Genomic DNA, 24,759 nt, shown 5'->3' with positions numbered 1-24,759 from the left:
GATTCCAAAAAATATACGGAGTCGAATAGTCGGCAGCAAGGCGAGGGCAGGATCATCTGCGCCATGCCGAGGTTTTTATGGGCGGTTATCGAACGATGCCGCGGTGTGTTTCCCATTGCGCCGGTTGTCACTAGAATCGGCCAAATTTCGTCTGGACCCGACCATGGCCGGCAGTCAAATCGAGCGCGTCTTCAGCGTTCTGGAAAGTCTTACCAGTGACCCCCGCGGCCTGCCGATGCAGACCCTGGCCGAGCAACTGGACATCCCCAAAAGCGCCACCCACCGGCTGTTGGCGGAGCTGATCCGCCTGGGTTACGTACGGCAGAACCCGGACAACCTGCGTTATCACCTGTCGACCAAGCTGGTGGCCATGGGCTTTCGCTACCTGTCCAGCAGCGGCGCGGACATCGTCCAGCCGGTGCTCGACCGGCTGGCCCAGGAAACCGGCGAACTGGTGCGCCTCGGGGTGATCGAGGACGAGCGCCAGACCTGGATCGCCAAGTCCCAGGGCGCCCGTTCCGGGTTGCGCTACGACCCCGACATGGGGCGTGAGGCGCCGCTGTTCTATACCGCTTCCGGGCACGCCTGGCTGGCCTGCCTGAGTGATGCCGAGGCCTTGTCGCTGGTGGAGCGCCAGGCTGCCGAGATTCCCGCGGACCTGGGCCCGAACGCGCCGCGCTCGAACATCGAGCTGCTCGAACGCCTGCGCCTGGCCCGGGAGCAAGGCTACGCCTGGGTCGAGGAAAGTTCGGCGGTGGGCACCTCGGCGGTGGCCGCGGTGGTGCGTCACCCGGTCGATGGCCGGGTGGTCGGGGTGCTGAGCATCGCCGGCCCGAGCGCGCGCATGCCGCTGGCGCGCCTGCATGAACTGGCGCCACTGCTGTTGAAGTTCACTGATGAACTCTCGGCTGCCAGCCAGGCTTCCGAGCTTTTCAGCTGAGCCATATTTTCTTTTTGTGTAGGAGCGAGGCTTGCCCGCGATAGGCGTGACGCGACCTTCTGCCGTGCCTCGCTGCCCTGATCGCGGGCAAGCCTCGCTCCTACACATTCAAGTCATCCTTAAAGCTGTTCGCTGATCGGACACTATTTTGTTTTGCTCTTGTGTGAAAGTGGAACCAGGTTCTAAATATTTTAAATCTCGCGTTCCGATAACAATCACAAGAGGATCCCGCCTTGGACTCACCTTTGCGCATTGCCTTGATCGGCGCCGGCAACATGGGCCAGCAGCATTACCAGCACCTCAAGACCCTGACCGAAGCCAGGCTCTGCGCCGTGGCCGATCCCGGCCCGCAAGCCGCCGGCATCGCCGCACAGTGGGAGGTGGCGTATTACTCCGACTATCGACAGATGCTCGAACAGGCCCGCCCCGACGCGGTGATAGTCGCCAACCCGAACAACCTGCACGTCAGCACCGCCCTGGATTGCCTGGCGGCCGGGGTACCGGTGCTGCTGGAAAAACCGGTCGGCGTGCACCTGGATGAAGTCCGTGAACTGGTCGCCGCCGTGAAAAGCAGCGGAGTGCCGGTGCTGGTGGGCCATCATCGTCGCCACAACCCGCTGATCGTCCACGCTCATGCGCTGGTGCAGGGCGGGGCACTGGGGCGATTGACCACGGTCACCGCGCTCTGGCAATTGCAGAAGCCCGACAGTTATTTCGAGATTCCCTGGCGCCGCGAACCCGGGGCCGGAATGCTGCTGACCAACCTGATTCACGACCTCGACCTGCTGCGTCACCTGTGTGGTGAGGTGCATCAGGTGCAGGCCGTCACCAGCAACGCGGTGCGCGGTTTCGCCAACGAGGATTGCGCCGCCGTCCTGCTGCAATTCGCCAACGGCGCCCTGGGCAGCCTGACCGGTTCCGACGCGGTGGCGGCGCCCTGGAGCTGGGAGCTGGATTCCGGCGAGAACCCGGTGTACCCGCGCCAGGCCGACCAGCCGTGCTATTTGCTGGCCGGCACCGGTGGCGCCCTGAGCATTCCGCAACTCAAGCGCTGGCAGTACGCCGAGGCTGGTGCTGGCTGGCATCAGCCATTGCTGGCGGTCGAGGAACCTTTCACAGCCGCCGAAGCCCTGCGCCTGCAATTGCAGCATTTCGTCAAAGTGGCGCGGCGCGAGGTCGAGCCGCTGGTCAGCGTGGCCGATGCGGCGCGGACCCTGGCGCTGATCGAGGCGATCCGCGAAGCGGCAGCGACCGGTCGCGCCTGTGCCCCGGCGCTGATCGAGGGATGAGCATGAGCGAGCGTATTCTTTCCCTGGCCAGCCTCACGGTGCTGGAGATTTCACCGCCGCAGATGGTCGAGGTCGCGGCCCGCGCCGGTTACAGCCACGTTGGTTTGCGCCTGGTGCCGGCGACACCGGAGGAGCATCACTTTGCCCTGGTGGCCGATGCCGATCTGCGCCGACAGACCCTGAGCCGCCTGCGCGACACTGGCGTCGGTGTGCTGGATGTGGAGATCCTGCGGCTCAAGCCACAAACCCGGGTGGCGGATTTCGAGGCGGTGCTGGCGGTCGGCGCCGAGTTCGGCGCCAGCGAGCTGCTGGTGGCCGGCAACGACCCCGACGAGGGGCGCATGACCGAACGCTTCGCCGAACTTTGCGACCTGGCGTCGATCTACGGCTTGCACCCGCACCTGGAGTTCATGCCCTGGACCGATGTGCGCAACCTGGAGCAGGCGGTGCGGGTGGTGGAGAACGCCGGTCGCGACAACGCCGCGGTGCTGGTGGACGCGTTCCACTTCGATCGCTCGGCCTCGCGCCTGGAGGATCTGGCAAAGGTCGCGCCGTCACGGCTGCGTTATGCCCAGCTGTGCGACGTGGCCGGCCCGCGACCGGACGACATGCAGGAGATCCTGCGCCAGGCCCGTAACGAGCGGCGTTTCCCCGGGGATGGCGATTGCGACCTGGCGGGGCTCTTGCGTTGTCTGCCGGCCAACCTGCCGTTGAGCCTGGAGATCCCCACGGTGAAATTGCTCGAGCAGGGCGTCGGCGCCCTGGAGCGGGCGCAGATGGCGTTGGACAAGACCCGGGCGTTGTTGGCCCGGCTCTAGTGGGTAGTCCGTATGACCCCAATCGCGGGCAAGCCTCGCTCCTACAGACGGTGTTGACCGTAGGAGCGAGGCTTGCCCGCGAAGCTGTTTCTACAAACAAAACCTATCTTGAGAGACCCCGCGGATGACCCTCAGCACACCCCTTTCCGGTGTCAACCAGCCCTTCAAGGGCATCCTGCTGGTCGTCGTGGCGACCTTTCTGTTTTCCAGCCACGACGCCCTGTCGAAATACCTCTCGGGGTTCTATCCGATCGTGATGGTGGTCTGGGCTCGCTACCTGATTCATACCCTGCTGATGGCTGGGATCTTCCTGCCGCAATCGGGCCTGCGGGTGTTGCGCACCAAGCGGCCGTTACTGCAGCTGGCGCGGGCCTTGTGCCTGCTCAGCACCAGCCTGCTGTTCACCTCGGCGCTGCTGTTTATCCCTCTGGCCGAAGCTACGGCGGTCAACTTCCTGGCACCGGTGCTGGTCACCGCGCTGTCGGTGCCGCTGCTGGGCGAGCGAGTCACGAAGGGCCAGTGGCTGGCGGTGATCTGTGGTTTTATCGGCGTGCTGATCATCGTTCACCCGGGCGGCGATCTGTTCACCCCGGCGGTGCTGCTGCCTTTCTGCTCGGCGCTGTTTTTCTGCTTTTACCAACTGCTGACCCGCAAGCTCGCCGAGCACGACAGCCCGACCACCAGCAACTTCTTCGCCGGCCTGTGCAACACCCTGGTGATGAGCGCGCTGGTGCCGTTCTTCTGGCAGGTGCCGAGTTTTTTCCATGGTGTGCTGATGCTGGCGCTGGGGGCCTGCGGCATGACCGCCCACCTGTTCCTGACCCAGGCATTTCGCCTCGCGGCACCGGCCCTGCTGGCGCCGTTCGGCTATTGCCAGATCGTCTTCGCCGGGCTGCTGGGCTGGCTGTTGTTCAGCCATACGCCGCAGCCGATCACCCAGCTGGGTATCGCGGTGATCTGCCTCAGCGGCCTGGCGGCTGCCTGGCAACAGCGCCGGGGCTGATCAGAAGCGAAAGCGCAGCACCAGGCCCTGCAGGCTCGCCGCCAGTTGCGACAGCTCCTGGCTGGTGGCGTTGGTCAGGGTCGAGGCATCGGCGCTTTCCAGGGACAGGTCGCGAATGTTCAGCAGGTTGCGATCCACCTCGCGGGCGACCTGAGCCTGTTCCTCCGAGGCGCTGGCGATCACCAGGTTGTGCGCGTGGATCTGCTCCATGGCCCGGGTGATTTCCGCCAGCGCCAGCCCGGCTTGTTCGGCGACCGACAGGGTCTGTGCCACCCGCTGGCTGTTGCCGTGCATCGACAGCACCACGCTGTCGGTGTCGCCTCGGACCCGGGCGATCATCTGCTCGATTTCCCGGGTCGATTGCTGGGTGCGATGGGCCAGGGCCCGCACCTCGTCGGCGACCACCGCGAATCCGCGTCCGGCTTCCCCGGCCCGGGCCGCCTCGATGGCGGCATTCAGGGCCAGCAGGTTGGTCTGTTCGGCGATGGCGCGAATCACGTCCAGCACCTTGCCGATTTCCCGGGACTGCTCGGCCAGGGTCTGCACCTGTTGCAGAGCGGTACCGACCTCCGTGCTCATGACCTGGATCGAATCCAGGGTCTCGATCACTCGCGCCTGGCCCTGGGTGGCTTCGAGGCTTGACTGGTGGGTGGTGTCGGAGGTGGACAGCGCATTGCGCGCCACCTCTTCGACGGCCACCGTCATCTGGTTGACGGCGGTGGCGGCCTGTTCGATTTCATTGTGCTGGCGTTGCAGGCGGCTGGAATCCTGGCCGGTGCGCTGGCTCATCTGCTGGGCGGCGCTGGCCAGTTTGGTCGAGGTACCGCTGATCAGTTGCAGGGTGTCGCGCAGGCTGTACTGCATGCTGGCCAGGGCCTTGAGCAGGCGCGCGGTTTCATCATTGCCGTGGCTGACGATGGGGGAACCGAGGTCGCCCCGGGCCACTTGTTCGGCGACCTGCACCGCCTGGCGGATCGGTACGACGATGCTGCGAATCAGCAGCCAGGCCAGCAACAGGGTCAGCAGGGCCACGGCCAGCAGGGCGCCGATCACGGTGGCCTTGACCTGGTCGTACAGCGCGTCGGCATGGCTGGCCGACTGGTCGACCTGCGCGACGGTGAGGCTCATCAGTTCGCTGAACTGATCGCCAGTCAGGGTCGAGTATTCCTGGATCCTGCCGTTGAGCAGGGCGGTCATCTCGGCGCTACGGTTCTCCCGCGACAGCGCCTGGTATTGGTCCAGCGCCTGGCGGTAGCTGTTCACCGTGGCGACGAAGGCCTCGTACTGCGGGCGATTGTAGTCACCCACCAGCGGTGCGAATTTCTCGAGGCTCTGGTCCAGCCAGGCCTCCACCTGATGCAGGCGGGCGACGGTGGCTTCGAGCACCTTGGGTTCGCGGTTGAGGGCCATGCGCAGGCTGAGCACGCGGATGCTCAGGATGTAGTCGCGCACTTCGCCCAGGTAGCGGGTGCTGGGCAGGGAGACGTTCTCGGTGTGCTGGCCGGTGGCACGCACCTGGGCCACCTGCTTGAGGGAAAACAGCCCTTGCAACAGCACCAGCAGGGCGATGACCCCGAAGCTGATCACGGCGCGTTGGGCAATGCTCAGGTTACCAAGCGGCATGGAGCGACCTCTGTGGTAGGGACGGAACAGGGTAGGGGAGACGAAAAAAAGCAGGCCCGGAACCGGGCCTGCGAGAGGAAAGCGTCAGTCTTCTACTTTCGGAATCTTGCGGGGGGCCATGAAGTACATCCAGGTCAGGGCGATGAAGTACATCGCCGGGATCAGGGTGAACAGCACGGTGTAGTTGTTGTTGGTGACGGTCAGGATGTGGCCCACCAGCTGGGTCATGAACATGCCGCCGATGGCTGCGCACATGCCGCCGAAACCGAACACCGTGCTCATCATGTGCTTGGGCGTGTAGTCCATCACCAGGCTCCAGATGTTGGCGGTCCAGGCCTGGTGCGCGCCGATGGCCAGGGAGATGGCGAGCACCGCGATCCACAGGTTGCTGGCGCCGGCGGCCATGACCACGCTGACGATGCAGCAGGCGAACAGCAGCATGGACATCAGGCGCGCCTTGATCGGGTTGACGCCGCGGCCGATCAGGAACGACGAGAGGATACCGCCGCCGACGCTGCCGAAGTCGGCGGTCAGGTAGATGATGATCAGCGGGATGCCCATCTGGGTCACGTTGATGCCCAGGTTGTACTGCTGGTTGAGGAACGGTGGCAGCCAGTACAGATAGAACCAGAACACCGGCGCGGTGATTGAGTAGGCCAGGGCGAAGGCCCAGGTGCCGCGCATGCGCAGGATGCGCGAGAAGGGCACGCGGGTCTGTTCCGGTTCGACTTCTTTCTGGATGTACTCGAGCTCGGACTGTTTGACGGTCGGGTGATCTTCCGGGTTGAAGTACTTCAGGCCCCAGAACAGCAGCCAGACAGCGCCCAGCGCGGCCATGCAGAGGAACGCCGCCTGCCAGCCCCAGGCGTGCAGGATCAACGGCAGCAGCATCGGGGTGAACATGGCGCCGACGTTGGTCCCGGCGTTGAAGATGCCGGTGGCCACGGCGCGTTCGCCGGCCGGGAACCACAGGCGCGTGGTCTTCACGCAGGCCGGGTAGTTGGCGGCCTCGGTCAGCCCGAGGATGAAGCGGCAGACCATGAAGCCCGCGGCCGAAGTGGCCAGGCCGTGAGCGCCGGTGGCCAGGCTCCACAGCAGCACGGCGAAGAAGAACACGCGCTTGACGCCGACCCGGTCGATCAGCCGTCCTTGCAGGACGAAACCGATGGCGTAGCCGACCTGGAACCAGAAGTTGATGTTGGCGTAGTCCATCGCCGTCCAGCTCATTTCCTTGGCCAGGATCGGCTGCATCACACCCAGTGCGGCGCGGTCGATGTAGTTCAGGGTGGTGGCGAAGAACACCAGGGCGAGCATGCCCCAGCGGGTCTTGCCGACCGCCATGGCGCCGCGGATCTTGTCGCCGATGCCGCCGGAGGCGGTGCCGACGCTCGGGGCCATGCGGGAGCTTTGAGAAGGAATCATGTGTGCCATCCGTTCAATGACTGACGAGGGACAACTCGTCGGGACTCAAGGGCGCGTGATCGATCGTCGGCTGGGCGGACGGGTCGCGGGTGAACGCAATGATCGATCGGCTGAGTGCTTTGCTCGACGCGCATCGGGCGCGGCGATTGAAAGCGGTCGGGTCAGCGTGCAAGCACGGTTCAGCCCAGGGGCCGTAGTGCGTCCGTCTGAAGGCGGCGGTTGGAGGTGTGGCCGGGTGAGAGCCGGAGGACCAGGCAGAGAGGTGTGGCGTTGAGTGCAAGCATGAGGGTGTACCCGATTTTTGAAATTTTTATGGTGTGTTCTGGGTCTTTGGCGATTGAAGCCAGCGGTTCGGTGCCGGCTCAATGTGCTGTCGATGGTGCGCAGTGGACGAAAAATCGTCAATTCGCCAACGGCCATTTTGTTCGATAATCGCACGAAAAACTAACTGGTTCGTACACTTTGAATTGCTGTCTGCAATGCCCGGCTCAATAATCCGCTCCATCCAATAACAAACCTGTACCTGCGGCAGCGGCCACAGGCACGGCGCCCGATCTGTAGTCATTACCGGGAGTTGAAACATGCAGCGTTCCATTGCCACCGTCTCCTTGAGCGGTACCCTGCCGGAAAAACTCGAAGCCATCGCCGCCGCCGGTTTCGACGGCGTGGAGATTTTCGAGAACGACCTGCTCTACTACGACGGCAGCCCTCGGGAAATCCGCCAGATGTGCGCGGACCTGGGCATCGCCATCACCCTGTTCCAACCCTTTCGCGACTTCGAAGGCTGCCGCCGCGACCGCTTGCAACGCAACCTGGAGCGTGCCGAGCGCAAGTTCGACCTGATGCAGGAACTGGGCACCGACCTGGTGCTGGTGTGCAGCAATGCCGCGGCCGACAGTGTCGGCGACCGGCAGATCCTGGTGGACGACCTGCGCCTGCTGGCCGAGCGCGCTGGCAGCCGTGGCCTGCGGATCGGCTACGAAGCCCTGGCCTGGGGCCGGCACGTCAATACTTATCAACAGGTCTGGGACATCGTCCGCGAGGCCGACCATCCAAGCCTGGGCGTGCTGCTCGACAGCTTCCACACCCTGTCGCTCAAGGGCGACCCGGCGGCGATCGCCGAGATTCCTGGGGACAAGATCTTCTTCGTGCAGATGGCCGACGCGCCGATCCTGGCCATGGACGTGCTGGAGTGGAGCCGGCATTTTCGCTGCTTCCCGGGGCAGGGCGATTTCGACCTGCCGGGGTTCCTCGCGCCGATCATCAAGAGCGGCTACACCGGGCCTTTGTCCCTGGAGATCTTCAACGACGGTTTCCGCGCCGCGCCACCCCGGGCCAACGCCGCGGACGGCCTGCGTTCGCTGCTGTACCTCGAAGAGAAAACCCGTCAGCGCCTGGCGCAGGAAGCCACGCCCGTGGCCAATATCGATACGCTGTTCGCGCCGCCGCCGGCCAGTGAATACGGCGGCACCGAGTTTCTCGAGTTCGCCGTGGACGAAGCGCTGGGCGCCAAGCTCGGCGGCTGGCTGGAACGCCTGGGGTTTGCCAAGGCCGGCCAGCACCGCTCGAAGAACGTCAGCCTGATGCGCCAGGGCGATATCAACCTGATCCTCAACTCCGAGCCTTATTCCTTCGCCCACAGCTTCTTCGAAGCTCACGGCCCTTCGGTGTGCGCCACGGCGATCCGGGTCAAGGACAGCGCCAAGGCGCTGGAGCGCGCGGTAGCCTACAAGGGCCAGCCGTACCGCGGGCTGGTGGGCCCCAACGAACTGGAACTGGCCGCCGTGCGCGAGCTGGATGGCAGCCTGATCTACCTGGTGGATCAGGAGCAGGGCGGGCAGAACCTGTACGACACCGATTTCAATATGCTTCCCGGGGTGGTGGCCAAGGGCGGCCTCAAGCGCATCGACCACATGGCCATGGCACTGCCGGCCGACAACCTCGACAGCTGGGTGCTGTTCTACAAGAGCCTGCTGGATTTCACCGCCGACGACGAAGTGGTGCTGCCCGACCCCTACGGGCTGGTGAAGAGCCGGGCGCTGCGCAGCCGTTGCAGCACCATTCGGTTGCCGCTGAACATTTCCGAGAACCGCAAGACCGCGATCTCCCATGCGCTGTCCAGCTATGGCGGCTCGGGCGTGCATCATATCGCCTTCGATTGCGACGACATCTTTGCCGAAGTCAGCCGGGCCAAGGAGGCGGGTGTACCGCTGCTGGACATCCCGCTGAACTATTACGACGACCTGGCGGCACGCTTCGATTTCGACGACGAGTTCCTCAGCGAGCTGGCCTACTACAACGTGCTCTACGACCGTGACGCCCAGGGCGGCGAGCTGTTCCACGTCTACACCGAGCCGTTCGAGGGGCGCTTCTTCTTTGAGATCATCCAGCGCAAGAATGGCTATGTCGGCTATGGCGCGGCGAACGTCGCGGTGCGCCTGGCGGCCATGGCCAAGTCGCGCAGTGGCGCGGTGCGGCACGCCAAGTTGTAGGAGTTTCGTAACGGCGGAGGCAAAGGGCCGCCGTCCTGCTTTCCTTCGCTGCGCGACGCGGCCCATAATCGCCCGCGTGTGCAGCGATGGCCGTGAGCCCCAGAATGACAATGACCACAGAACTCTCCGTAGTGCCCGAGCAGTCCGTGAACGAGCCGCGCAAGAGTCGCAAGAACAACCCGGAAAAGACCCGCGAGAACATTCTTCAAGAAGCCATTGTGGAGTTCGTGCAGCAGGGCCTGTCCGGCGCTCGGGTGGATGCCATCGCCGAGCGCATCCACACCTCCAAGCGCATGATCTATTACTACTTCGGCAGCAAGGAACAGCTGTACGTCGAGGTGCTGGAGAAGCTCTACGGCGATATCCGCAGCACCGAGAGCCGCCTGCACCTGGCGGAACTGGCGCCGCGCGATGCGATTCGCCGGTTGGTGGAGTTCACCTTCGATCACCACGACCGCAACGTCGATTTCGTGCGCATCGTCAGCATCGAGAACATTCACAACGCCGAGTACGTGAAGCACTCCGAGACGATCAAGGCGATGAACAACACCATCCTCCATGCCTTGGGCGAGATCCTGCAGCGCGGGGTCGACGAGGGCGTGTTCCGCGCCGGCCTGGACCCGCTGGATGTGCACTTGCTGATCAGCTCGTTCTGCTTCTACCGCGTGTCCAACCGCCACACCTTCGGTGAGATCTTCCAGATCGACCTGCCCGACGAGACGATCAAGCAGCGTCATCGCGAGATGATCTGCGAGTCGGTGCTGCGTTACTTGCAGGCCTGATTGCCTAAAGGGTTGAACCCCGCTGCCGATCGATCAGGCGGCATAGGGTTTCAACCGCATCCTGCATCGACTCCGCCCGGGTATTGCCAAAGCCCATCAACAAGCCAGGACGTGGCCGGCCCTGGGCGCCAACGAAAAAACCTGACAGCGGTGCGACGCCGATTTTCCGGGCATGGGCGGCGGCAGCGATAGCCTGGTCGTCGAGGCCATCGGGCAGTTCGGCGAGCAGATGCAATCCGGTAACGCTGCTGGCTACCCTCATGCGCTCGCTGCCGGCGTTGTGAATGGCCGCCAGCAAGGCTGCGCGACGTTGCGCATAAACCGCCTGGCTACGACGGATATGGCTACCGAGGTGGCCATTGCCGATGAACTCCGCCGCCGTCGTCTGGAGCGACAAAGGTACGCGGTGGCCACTGCCATTGCGCACCTTGCGCAACACGTCCACCACCGCCTCGGGGGCGACCAGGAACCCCAGGCGCAGCCCCGGCGCCAGCAGCTTGCTCAAGGTCCCCACATAAATCACCCGCCCCTGATGACCGTCCAGGGCCTTGAGCGCCGGTGTTGGCGCGCCGCCGTAACGGAACTCGCTGTCGTAATCGTCTTCGAGGATGAAGGCATCGGCATCGTGGGCCCATTGCAGCAAGGCCAGGCGTCGCGCCAGACTCATGCCGACCCCCAGGGGATATTGGTGTGAAGGTGATACCAGCGCGAGCCTGGCGTCTGGCGCGAGCCGGCGGCCGGCCTGCACATCCAGCCCTTCTTTATCTACTGGAACGCCCACCGCCTGCACGCCAGCCAGCAACACGCTGCGGTAGGCCGCATCGTAGCCGGGGTTCTCGACCCAGACGCGATCTCCCTGGTCGGTGAGCGCCAGTGTCGCAATCGACACCGCCGCTTGGGCACCGGGAGTAATCACGATGTGACTGGCCTGGCAGACCACCCCGCGTGCCGCGCCCAGGTAAGCCGCCAAGGCTTCGCGTAATGGCAGGAAACCCTGTGGGTCGCCGTAGGACAGGTCGGGAAGTGGCCGGCGTCGCCAGAACCGACCTTCCAGGCGCCCCCACAGGGCATAGGGAAAGGCGTCCAGCGCCGGCAGGCCCGGAGTCAGCGGCCAGGCGGCGGGGGCCACGGACATCGAGTCGTTCCCGGTCAACGCCCGGGCCCGGGTGGAGCCGATGGTGGCCCCTGTCCGGGCGGGCGGCGAGGCCGTTGGTTCGGCGATGCGGGCCATGACATAGGTGCCCGAACCTGTCCGGGCCTCCAGGAACCCCTCGGCGATCAACTGCCCATAGGCCTCGGTCACGGTCATGCGTGACAGCCCCAGCTGGGCCGCCAGCACACGTGAGGCCGGCAGGCGGATGCCGGCCTTGACGCTGCCCTCGGCGATGCCTTTGCGCAGGAACAGCAGCAATTGCTCGCGCAAGGACAAGTGGCCGTCCTTGGCCAGTTGCAGACGGTTCCAGATGGGATAGGCGGTTTTACGGGTTTTCATCGGGGGCCTGTGGATCGTTGGACTGCGCGACAAGCTGGAAAAGTGGTCTGGGATATTGATGGAAAGTGGATATTTTATACAGACCATTACCTGCGGATACTCCCTCGCCTCGCCAACACATCCAGAGGGGCCCACCGATGAAAACCGCCAGCATCAGAATCGCTGACCTGCTGCATCCGAGCGTTGCCGCGCTGATTTCGGTCATCGTCAATTACGGGGGAACCTTCATTCTGGTTTTCCAGGGGGCCAAGGCGGCGGGGCTGAGTCCCGAGCAGACCGCTTCGTGGATCTGGTCGATCTCGATCGGCGTCGGCCTGACCGGCGCCTGGCTGAGCTATCGCTACCGCGAGCCGATCATTACCGCCTGGTCGACCCCGGGCGCGGCCTTCCTGATCGCGGTACTGCCGAGCACGCCTTACCCGGAAATGATCGGCGCCTTCATGCTGTCGGCTGTCGGCTTCGTCGTGCTGGGGATGTCGGGTTATTTCGAGCGGGTGGTGAAGCTGATCCCGCCGGGAATCGCGGCGGGCCTGCTGGCGGGCATTTTGCTGCGCTTCGGGATTGGCGCTTTCGACGGGGCGGGGGTGGATCCTTTGCTGGTGGGCGCGCTGCTGCTCAGCTATGTGCTGCTACGCCGCTTTACCGCGCGTTATGCGATTGTCGGGGTATTGCTGATCGGCATCGTGCTGTTGCTCGGGTTGGGGCAAGTCAGTTTCGCCGGCCTCGAACTCAAGCCGGCCGTGCCGGTGCTGACCTTGCCGGTGTTCTCGCTGAATGCGCTGTTGAGCGTGGCCCTGCCGTTGTTCCTGATCACCCTGACCGGCCAGTACATGCCCGGCATGCTGGTGCTGCGCAACGACGGATTCAAGACCAGTGCCAATCCAATTCTTACGGTGACAGGGCTGGGCTCCTTGTTGATGGCGCCGTTCGGTTCCCATGCATTCAACGTCGCCGCGATTACCGCCGCCATCTGTACGGGCAAGGAGGCGCATGAGGAGCCCGCCAAGCGTTATCTGGCCGGGCTTGCTTGTGGGGTGTTCTATCTGCTGGTGGGGATTTTCGGCAGCACCCTGGCGGCGCTGTTCGTGGTCCTGCCGGCGACCTTTATCACCACCCTTGCGGGTTTGGCCCTGTTGGGTGCGATCGGCGGGAGTCTTGCCACCGCGCTGGTCGAGCCCAATGGCCGGGAAACCGCCTTGATCACCTTCCTGGCGACCGCTGCCAATATCACCTTGTTCGGTTTGGGCGGCGCATTCTGGGGGTTGCTGGCGGGGTTGCTGGCGCACGGCGTGATGCACGGCCGGCTGCGGCCAGCCGGTCGTCAGGAACGTGCGTAGTCGCAAGGGGGGTATTGCAATGGGGTACCTCACCGTACGGCGGGCACCTGTCGAGAGCGGGGCTGATCACGGCCCCGCACCGACCCGGTCATGCACGGTCAGCCATTCATGCTCTGGAAATGCGCGAGCATGCGCTGGGCATCCGGCGCCACGCCGCTGAACAGCTCGAACGCCTTCACCGCCTGAAATACCGCCATGTTGCCGCCGTCCAGGGTGCGGCAACCGAGGGCGCGGGCATTGCGCAGCAACTCGGTTTCCAAGGGGAAGTAGACGATCTCCGCGACCCACAGCTCAGGGCGCAGCAACTCGACCGGCACCGGCATGCCCGGCAGCTTGGCCATGCCCATCGGTGTGGTGTTCACCAGGCCGTCGGCGGCGGCCAGGGTGGTGGGCAGGTCGACGCCGGCCTTGGCCCGGCCGGGGCCGAAATGCTGGTTGAGGTTATCTGCCAGGCTCTGGGCGCGGGCGCTTTCCACATCGAAGATGCTCAGCTGCTGCACGCCTTCGCTGAGCAGCGCATGGGCCACCGCCGCACCGGCGCCGCCGGCGCCCATCTGCACCACACGCTCCAGGGCCACGCCCTGCAAGCCGCGGCGGAAACCTTCGGCAAAACCCAGGCAGTCGGTGTTGTGGCCGACGCGCTTGCCGTCCTTGAGCACCACTGTGTTCACCGCGCCGATGCCGCGGGCCTCGGGCGACAGCTCATCGAGCAACGGGATGATGCTCTGCTTGCAGGGAAAGGTGATGTTCAACCCGGTGAAGTTCATGCGCTCGGCGGCCAGTAGCAGGTCGGGCAGGGCGTTGCTGTCGAGTTGCAGCTGGTCCAGGTCGATCAGCCGGTACAGGTAGCGCAGGCCCTGGGCGTCGCCTTCGTGCTCATGCAGTGCCGGGGTGCGCGAGGCCTGGATGCCGGCGCCGATCAGTCCGGCCAGTACTGTGTTCTGCTGGGTCATGCCTGGGCTCCTTGAAAACGCTGGCTGAAGTGCGCCAGTGCCAGGCGATAGCCATGGCTGCCGAAGCCGCACATGACCGCCAGGGCGATGCCCGAGACAAAGGAGTGATGGCGGAAGGGTTCGCGGGCGTGGACGTTCGACAGGTGCACTTCGATCACCGGCAGTTCGCTGGCCACCAGGGCATCGCGGATCGCCACCGAGGTGTGGGTCCAGGCCGCCGGGTTGATCAGGATCCCGGCGCAACGGCCACGAGCGCCGTGAATCCAGTCCAGCAGTTCGCCTTCGTGGTTGGTCTGGCGAAACTCCACGGTCAGGCCGAACTCCTCGGCGGCACGCCCGCACTGGGCGGAAATGTCGGCCAGGGTCTCGTGACCGTAAGTGGCGGGTTCGCGGGTGCCGAGCAGGTTCAGGTTCGGGCCGTTGAGCACCAGAACGATAGGGCGCATGAGGGGAATTCTCCGTTGTTATTGTGGGCGCGGCTTGAGCGGCCAGCGGCTGCAGCTAAATTGTACTAACTGGTTAATTTGGTCAATAAGTCGGGGGACGGCCCCGAAATAGTGGTTCGATAATCGAACACTACCCGGATGAGTGGAGAAGTTCTTTCACCTTCTCGGCAGAAGATGCGTATTCATATCAATTGAAAATAATTCTTAGTAAGCCGTAAGATGCCGGCCAATTTCCTTCAAGTTCCAGGGAGTCGGTTTGTCGGACGTGGATCTCAAGGGGCTGTTTCTCAAGCATGCCGCTACCTTGCGTGGGTATCTGGCGCGCAAGGTACGGGACCCGCAGTTGGCCGCTGATCTGGTGCAGGAGAGTTTCCTGCGGCTGGCCGAACAGACGCGCGGCGAGCGCATCGACAATTCCCAGGGTTATCTCTACCGAACGGCGAACAATCTGCTGATCGACCATGTCCGTCAGGAAGCGCGGCGCAAGACCGACACCGTGCCCCATGAGGCCCTGGCCGAGATCGAGGATGAGCAGGCCGGTCTGGAGGCTCAGGCGATGGCGCAGCAACAGCGCAAGGCATTGAAGCAGGCCATTCTGGAGTTGCCGCCGCGCACTCAGGAGATTTTCCGCTTGAACCGGATCGAAGGCATGACCCACGCCGAAGTGGCCAGGCATCTGGAGATTTCCGACAGCTCGGTGCAGAAACACCTGTCCAGGGCCCTGGCCCATGTGATGCAGCGCCTGGCTACCGGCGGTCGGGCGGCCGACGAGTGAGTTACGGTAAAAACCGGGGTCAGTCGTCACTGCTTATATATAACGAGAAATCGAGATTCACACGTGAATAGCCAGGGTCCGCAAGAGCGCAGTATCACTGAGGCCGCCGCCGACTGGGCGGTGCGTTTGCACGTCGGTGGACTGAGCGCCGCCGAGCAGGCCGAGCTGGAGCAATGGCAGGCGCGGGACCCGCGCCATGCCCAGGCGCTGGCGTTTGCCCGGCAGACCTGGGACGCGCTGGGCGAGCTGCGCCTGGAGCCGCAACTGGCGCAACCGCGTCGGGCGCCCGCCGCCAGGGCCACGGCGGTTCACCGACCGCGCCGTCGGCGTTTCCTGCCGCGGGCGGCCAGCGCCGCGGTGCTGGTGCTGGCCGTCGCGCTCGGCGGGTGGCAAGGGCCGCAAGCCTTGCTGCACATGCAGGCCGACTACCTTACCGGCAAAGGCGAAGTACGCACCGTGCAGTTGGCCGATGGCAGTACCGTGGAGCTGGATTCGTCCAGCGCCATTCGCCTCGATTTCAACCAGACCCAGCGCCAGGTGCACTTGCTTGCCGGCTCCGCGGTGTTCGACGTGGCGCCCATGGACGGCGAGGAGAGCCGCCCTTTTGTGGTCGAGAGTGCCGGCGGGCAGACCCGCGCCCTGGGCACGCGCTTCGTGGTGGGGCGTGAGAGCGACCGGCAGGCCTGGGTCGGCGTGCTGCAACACAGTGTTGCCGTGAGCCTGGATACGCCGGCGCAACAGGGCGCTTCCGAACGGGTGCTGCAGGAAGGGCAGAGCGCGCGCTACAACCCGCTGTCGGGGGTGGTCGCCCTGGAGGCTGTCGATCTGCAACGGGCAACCGGCTGGCGTCGTGGCGTGCTGGTGTTCGATCGCCAGCCGTTGGCGCTGGTGATCGAACAGCTCAATCGTTATCGCCCCGGCCGGGTGCTGCTGGGCAACGATGCCCTGGCCCAGCGTCAGGTCAGCGGCGTGTTCCGCCTGGACATGCTCGACACCGCCCTGGCCACCCTGACCCGGGAACTGCAGGTGCGGCACTTCGATCTGGCCGGCGTCAGCCTGATTTACTGAGGCCTGGCGCCGCCTGTTTCCTCCCCGTGAAAAATAATTGGAAAAAACCTTACTGAGTTTTCCTGCCTGGCACGTCTAGCTAACTGAGATGCATTCGCATAAATAAAACAGCCAGCGCAGGAATACGAGTATGAGGGTAAGCAGTCGCACTGGAGTTCACGCCGCAAGCCGCTTGGCCCTGGCCATTCACCTGGGCGCCGCGGGGCTGCTGCTCGATGCCGGCCTGGTGCACGCGGCGCCGAGTGCCGCGGTTGCCGGCGCCGAGCAGCCAAGCCGCCTGATGTTCGACATTCCTGCGCAAGCCCTGGACAGCGCCGTGCTGGCCTTCGCCGAACAGGCCGGGCTGCAAGTGCTGTTCGACAGCCAGCGCCTCAAGGGCCTGCACAGCTCGCCGCTCAAGGGCAGCTACAGCGTCCAGGAAGGCCTGGCGCGGCTGCTGGGCAATGCGCCGGTGGAATACCGCTTCACCGGCGACAGTCAGGTCACCCTGAACCGTGTCGCGGCCGAGCACCAGGGCGCTTTGGCTCTGGCCACCACCACTGTGTCCGGCAATCTCGAAGGGCGAAAAAGCGACTGGGTCTACAGCGCGCCGCGTTCGATGAGCGTCGTCAGCCGTGAGCAGATCGACCGCAACCCGCCCCGGCACGCGGCGGACATGCTGGAAGAAACCAGCGGCGTGTATTCGGCGGTCAGCCAGCAGGACCCCGGCCTGTCGGTGAACATCCGCGGCATCCAGGATTACGGCCGGGTCAACATGTCGGTCGACGGCATGCGCCAGAACTACCAGCAGAGCGGCCACCAGCAACGCAACGGCACCCTGTATGTCGACCCCGAGCTGCTTTCCGAGGTGGTGATCGAGAAGGGTGCGACCTCCAGCATGGGCGGTGCCGGGGTGATCGGCGGGATCGCCAATTTTCGTACCCTGGAAGCCCGCGACCTGATCAATCCGGGCGAGGAAATGGGCGGGCGCATTCGTCTGACCAGCGGCCTGGGCGGGCGCAGCAACGGCACGCACTTTATCGGCAGTTCAGCCTTCGCCATCGGCACCGAAGTCTGGGACATGCTGGTCGCCGCCAGCGAGCGGCACCTGGGCGACTACGATCCGGGGACCCGCGGCAGCATCGGCGAACTGCGTACTGGTGGCTGGCGGGACCCTTCGATCAACGACCGGGTAAAGAACTCGCCGGTGGCCTACTCCGGTTCGGTGATGCGCTCGCGCCTGGCCAAGCTCGGGCTGAACCTGCCCCAGGACCAGCGCCTGCAGTTCAGCTACCTGACCACCCAGGTGTCCTACGACGACGCCAACATGCTCAACACCGAGAAGGACCAGCTGTGGGAGAAGCTGGGCAGCAGCGATGTGCGCTCGCAGAACTTCGCCCTCGACTACAGCTACACCCCGGACAACCCGCTGGTGGACTTCAAGGCCAAGCTCTATTACGTCGACAACCGCAACGACCAGAGCACCCTGCAACGGGGCATCACCCCCGGTTATTCGATCACCTACCAGACCGACACCTACGGCGCCCAGGCGCAGAACACCTCGACCTTCGCCCTCGGCGAGCTGTCGACGCTCAAGGCCAACTACGGCCTGGAGTTCTTCTACGACAAGGTGCGCCCGGACTCCAGCCAGCCGGTGGCGAGCGGTTCGGCGGTGAACGCCCCGGCCTCGGAAGGCATGACGCCCAAGGGCGATCGCGCGCTCGGCAGCCTGTTCGCCCGCCTGGACTACGACTACGACGGCTGGCTGAACCTGAACGCCGGGTTGCGCTACGACCGTTACCGGTTGCGCGGCGATACCGGGATCAATACCCGCACCTTCATTCTCGGCACCACCCGGCAAACCACGGTGCCGGTCAATTATGACGTGGACACCGAGGAAGGGCGTTTCTCGCCGACCTTCGGCCTGTCGATCAAGCCCGGCGTGGAATGGCTGCAACTGTTCGCCAGCTACGGCAAGGGCTGGCGTCCGCCGGCGATCACCGAGACCCTGATCACCGGCCGCCCCCACGGCGGTGGTGCCGAGAGCATGTACCCGAACCCCTTCCTGCGCCCGGAGCGTTCCACCACCTGGGAAGCCGGGGTCAACCTGTTCAAGGAAAACCTGTGGTTCGACGATGACCGGCTGGGGATCAAGGTCGCCTACTTCGACACCCGCGTCGAAGACTTCATCTTCATGAACATGGGCATGCAGCCCCCCGGCTACGGCATGGCCGGGATCGGCAACAGCGCCTACGTCAACAACCTGCAGGACACCCGCTTCAAGGGCGTGGAGTACCAGCTCGACTACGACGCCGGGCGTGCCTACGGGCAGTTGGCCTACACCCACATGATCGGCAGCAACGACTTCTGCTCGAAGACCGCGTGGCTGGGCGGGGTGACCCAGACCGTGAAGAACAGCACGGCCGGCCGCGCCCCGGTGGTCGGCATGCGCCCGGACGAGCAGGCCAACAGCGCCAGCCATTGCAGCGCGATCCTCGGCTCGGCCGAGCACATGCCGATGGACCGTGGCACCTTGACCCTGGGCGCGCGCTTCTTCGAGCGCAAGCTGGATATCGGCGCCCGGGCCCGCTACAGCGCGGGCTACTCGGAAGGCGGCAGCAACACCCGCACCACCACCAGCGTCTACCCCGCGGACTGGAAGTCCTACACCGTTTACGACCTGTACGGCAGCTACCGCGCCACCGAAGAACTGACCCTGCGCCTGGCGATGGAGAACGTCACCGACCGCGCCTACCTGGTGCCCATGGGCGACGTGCTGGCCTTCACCCTGGGGCGTGGCCGCACCTTGCAGGGCACCCTCGAATATCAGTTCTGACCGCTTTTGCCCAGAGAAGGGCAAAACCGCAGCGGGCATCGGCCCGCTGCGGAGTGACCAACCTATGTACTGGAGTTTTGCATGAGCATTTCCATTTCCTACAGCGCTACCTACGGCGGCGTCAGCGTTTCGAACTACCTCAATGACTGGTCGGCCTACTTTGGCGACGTCAACCATCGCCCGGGCCAGGTGGTCGATGGCACCAACACCGGCGGCTTCAACCCGGGCCCGTTCTCGGGGACCGAGTACGCCCTGAAGAGCACCAACAGCGACGCCGCGTTCGTGGCCGAAGGCAACCTGAACTACACCCTGTTCGAGAGCCCGAGCCACACCCTGTGGGGCAACCTGAACAGCGTCTCGCTGGGCGACACCCTGACCGGTGGCCCGAGCGCCGGTGGCTATGACCTGGTCAGCCAGGAAGTCAGTTTCACCAACCTGGGCCTCAACAGCCTGCGCGACGAAGGCCGTGCCGGTGAGGTGCACAAGGTGGTCTATGGCCTGATGAGCGGCGACAGCTCGGCGCTGGCCGGCGAGATCGATGCCCTGCTCAAGGCGATCAGCCCGAACCTGTCGATCAACTCGACGTTCGACGACCTGGCCGCGGCCGGTGTCGCCCACGTCGCCCCGGCATCCGCCGCCGCGGCCGACATCGGCCTGGTGGGTGTGCAGGACGTGGCCCAGGACTGGGCGCTGGCAGCCTGAATGGCCGCTTGAGGCATAAAAAAACGAATGAAAGATCGCTCTTCCATTCGTTCGCTTGAATCACCCCCGTCGCCCGAGTTTTCGAAGGCCAGGGCGGCGGCGGTGGCAAATTCTGGGGAGCGCCGCGATGGCTGTCAACGCACGCGGCACGCCTCTTGCCGACCCGCTCCGCCGGAACGGGTGACGGTGTATTTCTCGACTCCCAACAGGACACCTCGATGAGCAGGCCGAACCCACTTGCCGGTTCCGAGACGCTGGCGGCCCTGGCCGCCTATAAGAGCGGCTTCTTCAACATCGGCCTGTTTTCGGCGGTGATCAACCTGCTGATGCTGGCGCCCGCACTGTACATGCTGCAGGTGTACGACCGGGTGCTGGCGTCCGGCAACCAGATGACCCTGTTGATGCTGACGCTGATGATCGTCGGTCTGTTCGGCCTGATGGGCGCCCTGGAGTGGGTACGCAGCCAGGTGGTGATCCGCCTGGGCACGCAGATGGACATGCGCCTGAACCAGCGGGTCTACGACGCGGCCTTCGAGGCCCAGCTCAAGGGCAGCCCGCAAGCCGCCGGCCAGGCCCTGAATGACCTGACGGCCCTGCGCCAGTTCGCCACCGGCAATGCGCTGTTCGCGTTTTTCGATGCGCCGTGGTTTCCGGTCTACCTGCTGGTGATCTTCCTGTTCCATCCCTGGCTCGGCCTGCTGGCCCTGGGCGGCGCGCTGCTGCTGGTGGCCCTGGCCTGGATCAACCAGCACATCTGCCAGGCGCCGCTGGCCGAGGCCAGCCAGCTGTCCATCGGCACCAGCCAGCAGGCCACGGCCAACCTGCGCAACGCCGACGCCATCGAAGCCATGGGCATGCTCGCCGCGCTGCGTGAGCGCTGGTTCGGCGGGCACCAGGCGTTCCTGGCCCAGCAGAACCTGGCCAGTGAAAAGACCGCGCTGATCAGCGCCTGGTCCAAGGGCGTGCGCCTGGCCCTGCAATCCTTGGTGCTGGGCCTCGGCGCTCTACTGGCGGTGCAGGGGGAAATCACCCCGGGGATGATGATCGCCGGCTCGATCCTGATGGGCCGGGTGCTCAGCCCCATCGACCAGCTGATCGCCGTGTGGAAACAGTGGAGCTCGGCGCGCCTGGCCTATGCGCGGTTGTCAGAGATGCTGCAGGCCAATCCGCCACGCCCGGCGCGTATGAGCCTGCCCACGCCCAAGGGCGAGTTGAGCGTCGAGCAGTTGAGCGCCTGCGCCCCGGGCAGTCGCCGGCCGGCCCTGGCCAACCTGGGTTTCACCCTGCCGGCCGGGCAGGTGCTGGGGGTCATCGGCCCCTCCGGTTGTGGCAAGTCGACCCTGGCGCGGCTGTTGGTGGGAGCCTGGACGCCGCTGGCGGGCAAGGTCCGCCTCGACGGCGCGGAGCTGAGCCAGTGGGACCGCCAGCAACTCGGCCCGCACATCGGTTACCTGCCCCAGGATATCCAGCTGTTCGCCGGCAGCATCGCCGAGAACATCGCGCGCTTCGGCGAGGTGAATGCCGATCAGGTTTTGGCGGCGGCGCAGATGGCCGGGGTGCATCAGCTGATCCTGCAATTGCCGCAAGGCTATGACACCCGCCTGGGGGAGGGCGGGGCCGGACTGTCCGGGGGGCAGAAGCAGCGCATCGCCCTGGCCCGCGCGCTGTATGGCCTGCCGGCGCTGATCGTGCTCGACGAGCCCAACGCCAACCTCGATGAGGCCGGCGAGCAGGCGCTGTTGCAGGCGATTGCCCAGCTCAAGCAGCAGCGCCGCACCCTGGTGCTGATCACCCACAAGCCCAATGTGCTGAGCCTGACCGACCAGCTGATGATCCTGCGCGAGGGCCAGTTGCAGGCTTTCGGGCCGACGACGCGGGTCCTGGAAGGCATGCACAAGCCCAAGGCGGCTCCAGTGGCCCCGGCGAGCACCCCGGCGGCCAGCATGAATGTCAGTTATCGCCTGGGCGTGGCCGCCACTGGCGAAGGAAAAAAAGCATGAGCCAAGCACAACCCCTAGGTCGCCTGCCGACCGCCGACAGCAACAATCGCGCCCCGGGCAACCTGCTGGCCCTGGACGAGAAGAAATACTCGCGCCTGGGCTGGCTGCTGGTGCTTGGCGGCTTTGCGGGCTTCCTCGGCTGGGCCGCTCTGGCGCCCCTGGACAAGGGCGTGGCGGTGGCCGGCAAGGTCATGGTCTCCGGGCATCGCAAGGCGGTGCAGCACCCCAGCGGTGGCATCATCGAACGCATCGAGGTGCGCGACGGCGAAGTGGTCAGTGCCGGCCAGGTGTTGATTCGCCTCAAGGAGTTGCCGCTGCGCACCCAGGTGCAGTCGCTGCGCACGCAGTTTCTCGGCTCCCTGGCCAGCGAGGCCCGCCTGAACGCCGAGCGTGATGGCAGCCAGGTCCTGGCCTTCGCCCCGGAACTGCTGGCCCAGGCCGATGACCCGGAAGTGGCCGCCACCATGGCCCTGCAACGCCAGCTGTTCAGCAGCCGCGCCCAGGCCCTGGCCATGGAGCAGCAGGGCATCGCCGAAAGCATCGCCGGTTCCGAGGCCCAACTGCGCGGCACCCGCGATTCCCAGGCGAGCAAGGTGCTCCAGCGCAGTGCCTTGAACGAACAACTGCAAGGGCTGCGCGAACTCGCGCGCGACGGTTATATCCCGCGCAACCGGCTGCTGGACAGCGAGCGCCTGTATGCGCAGATCGACGGCTCGATCTCCGAGGATTTCGGGCGCATCGGCCAGTTGCAGCGGCAGATCCTCGAGATGCGCTTGCGTATCCGCCAACTGGCCGAGGAGTTCCAGAAAGAGCTGCGCAGCCAGCTGGCCGAAACCCGTACCCGCAGCGAAGACCTGCGCAACCGCCTGGCCTCGGCCGAGTTCGAGCTGGCCAACAGCCTGGTGCGCGCACCGGCGGCCGGGGTGGTGGTGGGCCTGGAGGTGTTCACCGAAGGCGGGGTGGTCAAGCCGGGACAGGCGCTGATGGAGATCGTGCCCCAGGGCGAGCCGCTGCTGGTGGAGGCGCGGGTGCCGGTGCAGATGATCGACAAGGTGCACCCCGGGCTGCCGGTGGAGTTGATGTTCTCGGCCTTCAGCCAGAGCACCACGCCGCGGGTCGCCGGGCAGGTGACCCTGGTGTCGGCCGACAGGCAGGTGGACGAGCGCACCGACGAGCCCTACTACACCTTGCGCGCCGAGGTCAGCGCCGATGGCATGCAGCAGCTGCGCGGCTTGCAGATCCGTCCGGGCATGCCGGTGGAAGCCTTTGTGCGCACCGGCGAACGCTCGATGCTCAATTACCTGTTCAAGCCGTTGCTGGACCGCACGCACATGGCACTGGTGGAAGAATGAACCGGCGTTTTATCCCCTGGCTGCTGGCCAGCCTGTGTGGCCTGTGCACCCCGGCGGCCCACGCCCTGGGGCTGCTGGACGCCTACGCGCTGGCGGTACGCAACGACCCGACCTTCCAGGCGGCGATCCAGGAACGCGACGCCGGCGAGGAGAACCGCGCGCTGGGCCGCGCCGCCCTGCTGCCGACCCTGTCGTGGAACTACAACAACTCGCGCAACCAATCCGAGGTGACCCAGACCACGCCCCTGGGCGACTCCTCCACCGATCGCGACTACCGCAGCTACGCCTCGACCCTGACCCTGCAGCAGCCGCTGCTGGATTACGAAGCCTATGCGCGCTTTCGCCAGGGCGCGGCCCAGGCGCTGTTCGCCGACGAGCGTTTTCGCAGCAAGAGTCAGGAACTGGCGGTGCGGCTATTGGGCGCCTACAGCCAGGCCCTGCTGGCCCAGGAGCGTATCGAACTGAGCCAGGCCCAGCGGCGCGCCTATGCCGAGCGCCTGCAACTGAATCAGCGTTTGCTCAAGGGCGGAGAAGGCACCCGCACCGACGTGCTGGAAACCCAGGCGCGGTTGAGCCTGGCCCTGGCCGAGGAGATCGAGGCCCGCGACCTGCAGGACAGCGCCCTGCGCGAGCTGGAAGCGATAGTCGGCCAGCCGTTGCGGGTCGACGAACTCGACCCGCTGGCCCGCCGATTCGCTATCCAGCCGGTGCAGCCCAACCGCTTCGAGAGCTGGCGCGACCTAGCCATCGCCAACAACCCGGAACTGGCTTCCCAGCAGCACGCGTTGCAGGCCGCGGAATATGAAGTGGAACGCAAGCGCGCCGGGCATCTGCCCAAGGTCAGCCTCTACGCCAGCAGCCGCCAGACCAGTTCGGATTCGGAAAGCACCTACAACCAGAAATACGACACCAACAGCGTCGGCATCCAGGTCAGCCTACCGCTGTTCGCCGGCGGCTCGGTTTCGGCGTCGACCCGCCAGGCGGCCAGCCAGCTGTCCCAGGCGCAATACGAGCTGGATGCGCAGACCGCCAACGTGCTGATCGAGCTGCGCAAGCAGTTCAACCTCAACACCAGTGGCGCGGCTCGGGTCCGCGCCTATGAGATGGCGGTCGAGTCGGCCGAAGCCCTGGTCCAGGCCACCCTGAAAAGCGTGCGCGGCGGCGAGCGGGTCAACCTCGACGTGCTGGATGCCGAGCAGCAGCTGTTCGGCGCCCGGCGCGACCTGGCCGATGCGCGGCATGCCTACCTGCTGGCGCGGATCCAGCTCAGGTTCTACGCCGGCCTGCTCAATGAACAGGACTTGCAGCAGCTGGCCGGCTACTTTCGCCCCGTCAGCTGACACTCCTCTGTAGCCGCTGCCGCAGGCTGCGATAAGGTCCGCAGGATCTTCAGCGATTTCAAGATCGCCTCGGCCGTTCCGGCCGATCGCAGCCTGCTGCAGCGGCTCCA

At 65.3% G+C, this 24,759-nt stretch carries 19 protein-coding genes; 14 read left to right on the top strand and 5 right to left on the bottom strand.

Translation table 11 applies throughout. From position 1 onward, the window contains the following. Positions 1-163 precede the first annotated feature (163 nt). The 4 genes from C4K38_RS27995 to C4K38_RS27980 all read left to right on the top strand — a co-directional run bounded on the left by C4K38_RS27995 (position 164) and on the right by C4K38_RS27980 (position 4,050). Complete coding sequence (locus C4K38_RS27995) at positions 164-940, top strand: IclR family transcriptional regulator (protein ID WP_053281040.1); 777 nt, start codon at positions 164-166, stop codon at positions 938-940. Positions 941-1,173: 233 nt separating this feature from the next. After that, positions 1,174-2,229: a Gfo/Idh/MocA family protein gene (locus C4K38_RS27990; protein ID WP_053281039.1), complete on the top strand. Its 1,056-nt coding sequence runs from the start codon at positions 1,174-1,176 to the stop codon at positions 2,227-2,229. Between the two features lie 2 nt (positions 2,230-2,231). Further along, positions 2,232-3,047, top strand: a complete 816-nt coding sequence (locus C4K38_RS27985; protein ID WP_053281038.1) for a sugar phosphate isomerase/epimerase family protein — start codon at positions 2,232-2,234, stop codon at positions 3,045-3,047. Positions 3,048-3,171: 124 nt separating this feature from the next. Beyond that, positions 3,172-4,050 (top strand): DMT family transporter, encoded by an 879-nt coding sequence (locus C4K38_RS27980; RefSeq protein ID WP_053281037.1) that lies wholly within the window; start codon positions 3,172-3,174, stop codon positions 4,048-4,050. Here C4K38_RS27980 and C4K38_RS27975 read toward each other — a convergent pair whose 3' ends face one another. Both C4K38_RS27975 and C4K38_RS27970 read right to left on the bottom strand, forming a co-directional pair. Next, entirely contained in the window at positions 4,051-5,673 is a 1,623-nt protein-coding gene (locus tag C4K38_RS27975) for a methyl-accepting chemotaxis protein (protein WP_053281036.1), read from the bottom strand. An 84-nt stretch (positions 5,674-5,757) separates the two neighbouring features. Then, complete coding sequence (locus tag C4K38_RS27970) at positions 5,758-7,095, bottom strand: MFS transporter (RefSeq protein WP_053281035.1); 1,338 nt, start codon at positions 7,093-7,095, stop codon at positions 5,758-5,760. Between the two features lie 581 nt (positions 7,096-7,676). Here C4K38_RS27970 and quiC point away from each other — a divergent pair. Further along, the gene (gene quiC / locus C4K38_RS27965; RefSeq protein ID WP_053281034.1) at positions 7,677-9,587 is read left to right on the top strand and encodes a 3-dehydroshikimate dehydratase QuiC; all 1,911 of its coding nucleotides are present in this window, start codon (positions 7,677-7,679) and stop codon (positions 9,585-9,587) included. Between the two features lie 104 nt (positions 9,588-9,691). Beyond that, on the top strand, positions 9,692-10,369 hold the full coding sequence (locus C4K38_RS27960) for a TetR/AcrR family transcriptional regulator (RefSeq protein ID WP_053281033.1): 678 nt from the start codon (positions 9,692-9,694) through the stop codon (positions 10,367-10,369). Between the two features lie 4 nt (positions 10,370-10,373). Here the strand turns inward: C4K38_RS27960 and pdxR are convergent, their stop codons facing one another. Continuing rightward, on the bottom strand, positions 10,374-11,861 hold the full coding sequence (gene pdxR, locus C4K38_RS27955) for a MocR-like pyridoxine biosynthesis transcription factor PdxR (protein WP_053281032.1): 1,488 nt from the start codon (positions 11,859-11,861) through the stop codon (positions 10,374-10,376). A 137-nt stretch (positions 11,862-11,998) separates the two neighbouring features. Here pdxR and C4K38_RS27950 point away from each other — a divergent pair, with 137 nt between their 5' ends. Beyond that, entirely contained in the window at positions 11,999-13,198 is a 1,200-nt protein-coding gene (locus C4K38_RS27950; RefSeq protein WP_053281031.1) for a benzoate/H(+) symporter BenE family transporter, read from the top strand. 98 nt (positions 13,199-13,296) lie between these two features. Here C4K38_RS27950 and C4K38_RS27945 read toward each other — a convergent pair whose 3' ends face one another. Together C4K38_RS27945 and aroQ are read right to left on the bottom strand one after the other, a co-directional pair. Next, positions 13,297-14,151 carry a shikimate dehydrogenase gene (locus C4K38_RS27945; RefSeq protein ID WP_053281030.1) on the bottom strand — a complete coding sequence of 285 codons (855 nt, stop codon included), beginning with the start codon at positions 14,149-14,151 and terminating at the stop codon, positions 13,297-13,299. Next, the gene (gene aroQ / locus C4K38_RS27940; RefSeq protein ID WP_053281029.1) at positions 14,148-14,597 is read right to left on the bottom strand and encodes a type II 3-dehydroquinate dehydratase; all 450 of its coding nucleotides are present in this window, start codon (positions 14,595-14,597) and stop codon (positions 14,148-14,150) included. Before aroQ ends, C4K38_RS27945 begins: the two co-directional genes overlap by 4 nt. 256 nt (positions 14,598-14,853) lie before the next feature. On the opposite strand from aroQ, the gene C4K38_RS27935 reads away from it, so the two are divergent. The 7 genes from C4K38_RS27935 (at position 14,854) to C4K38_RS27905 (ending at position 24,649) form a co-directional block, all read left to right on the top strand. Next, complete coding sequence (locus C4K38_RS27935) at positions 14,854-15,372, top strand: RNA polymerase sigma factor (RefSeq protein ID WP_007928868.1); 519 nt, start codon at positions 14,854-14,856, stop codon at positions 15,370-15,372. A 63-nt stretch (positions 15,373-15,435) separates the two neighbouring features. Then, entirely contained in the window at positions 15,436-16,440 is a 1,005-nt protein-coding gene (locus tag C4K38_RS27930; RefSeq protein WP_053281028.1) for a FecR family protein, read from the top strand. Between the two features lie 130 nt (positions 16,441-16,570). After that, positions 16,571-19,255 carry a TonB-dependent receptor gene (locus C4K38_RS27925; protein ID WP_053281027.1) on the top strand — a complete coding sequence of 895 codons (2,685 nt, stop codon included), beginning with the start codon at positions 16,571-16,573 and terminating at the stop codon, positions 19,253-19,255. Positions 19,256-19,336: 81 nt separating this feature from the next. Beyond that, complete coding sequence (locus C4K38_RS27920) at positions 19,337-19,957, top strand: heme acquisition protein HasA (RefSeq protein WP_053281026.1); 621 nt, start codon at positions 19,337-19,339, stop codon at positions 19,955-19,957. A gap of 218 nt (positions 19,958-20,175) precedes the next feature. Further along, the gene (locus C4K38_RS27915; RefSeq protein ID WP_053281025.1) at positions 20,176-21,957 is read left to right on the top strand and encodes a type I secretion system permease/ATPase; all 1,782 of its coding nucleotides are present in this window, start codon (positions 20,176-20,178) and stop codon (positions 21,955-21,957) included. Then, the gene (locus C4K38_RS27910) at positions 21,954-23,309 is read left to right on the top strand and encodes an HlyD family type I secretion periplasmic adaptor subunit (protein ID WP_053281024.1); all 1,356 of its coding nucleotides are present in this window, start codon (positions 21,954-21,956) and stop codon (positions 23,307-23,309) included. Before C4K38_RS27915 ends, C4K38_RS27910 begins: the two co-directional genes overlap by 4 nt. Then, positions 23,306-24,649: a TolC family outer membrane protein gene (locus C4K38_RS27905; protein WP_053281023.1), complete on the top strand. Its 1,344-nt coding sequence runs from the start codon at positions 23,306-23,308 to the stop codon at positions 24,647-24,649. Before C4K38_RS27910 ends, C4K38_RS27905 begins: the two co-directional genes overlap by 4 nt. Positions 24,650-24,759 lie beyond the last annotated feature (110 nt).

It is taken from the genome of Pseudomonas chlororaphis subsp. piscium (genome assembly GCF_003850345.1).
In the GTDB taxonomy this organism is placed as follows: domain Bacteria; phylum Pseudomonadota; class Gammaproteobacteria; order Pseudomonadales; family Pseudomonadaceae; genus Aquipseudomonas; species Aquipseudomonas piscium.
Note: the sequence above shows the minus strand (reverse complement) of the source record. Positions and strands in the feature narration are given on the sequence as shown.

What these genes read in the sequence shown, in the direction of transcription:
- C4K38_RS27995 (WP_053281040.1), top strand. Translation starts at nt 164, where the DNA reads ATGGCCGGCAGTCAAATCGAGCGCGTCTTCAGCGTTCTGGAAAGTCTT.
- C4K38_RS27985 (WP_053281038.1), top strand. Translation starts at nt 2,232, where the DNA reads ATGAGCGAGCGTATTCTTTCCCTGGCCAGCCTCACGGTGCTGGAGATT.
- C4K38_RS27980 (WP_053281037.1), top strand. Translation starts at nt 3,172, where the DNA reads ATGACCCTCAGCACACCCCTTTCCGGTGTCAACCAGCCCTTCAAGGGC.
- C4K38_RS27975 (WP_053281036.1), bottom strand. Translation starts at nt 5,673, where the DNA reads ATGCCGCTTGGTAACCTGAGCATTGCCCAACGCGCCGTGATCAGCTTC.
- C4K38_RS27970 (WP_053281035.1), bottom strand. Translation starts at nt 7,095, where the DNA reads ATGATTCCTTCTCAAAGCTCCCGCATGGCCCCGAGCGTCGGCACCGCC.
- quiC (WP_053281034.1), top strand. Translation starts at nt 7,677, where the DNA reads ATGCAGCGTTCCATTGCCACCGTCTCCTTGAGCGGTACCCTGCCGGAA.
- C4K38_RS27960 (WP_053281033.1), top strand. Translation starts at nt 9,692, where the DNA reads ATGACAATGACCACAGAACTCTCCGTAGTGCCCGAGCAGTCCGTGAAC.
- pdxR (WP_053281032.1), bottom strand. Translation starts at nt 11,861, where the DNA reads ATGAAAACCCGTAAAACCGCCTATCCCATCTGGAACCGTCTGCAACTG.
- C4K38_RS27950 (WP_053281031.1), top strand. Translation starts at nt 11,999, where the DNA reads ATGAAAACCGCCAGCATCAGAATCGCTGACCTGCTGCATCCGAGCGTT.
- C4K38_RS27945 (WP_053281030.1), bottom strand. Translation starts at nt 14,151, where the DNA reads ATGACCCAGCAGAACACAGTACTGGCCGGACTGATCGGCGCCGGCATC.
- aroQ (WP_053281029.1), bottom strand. Translation starts at nt 14,597, where the DNA reads ATGCGCCCTATCGTTCTGGTGCTCAACGGCCCGAACCTGAACCTGCTC.
- C4K38_RS27925 (WP_053281027.1), top strand. Translation starts at nt 16,571, where the DNA reads ATGAGGGTAAGCAGTCGCACTGGAGTTCACGCCGCAAGCCGCTTGGCC.
- C4K38_RS27920 (WP_053281026.1), top strand. Translation starts at nt 19,337, where the DNA reads ATGAGCATTTCCATTTCCTACAGCGCTACCTACGGCGGCGTCAGCGTT.
- C4K38_RS27915 (WP_053281025.1), top strand. Translation starts at nt 20,176, where the DNA reads ATGAGCAGGCCGAACCCACTTGCCGGTTCCGAGACGCTGGCGGCCCTG.
- C4K38_RS27910 (WP_053281024.1), top strand. Translation starts at nt 21,954, where the DNA reads ATGAGCCAAGCACAACCCCTAGGTCGCCTGCCGACCGCCGACAGCAAC.
- C4K38_RS27905 (WP_053281023.1), top strand. Translation starts at nt 23,306, where the DNA reads ATGAACCGGCGTTTTATCCCCTGGCTGCTGGCCAGCCTGTGTGGCCTG.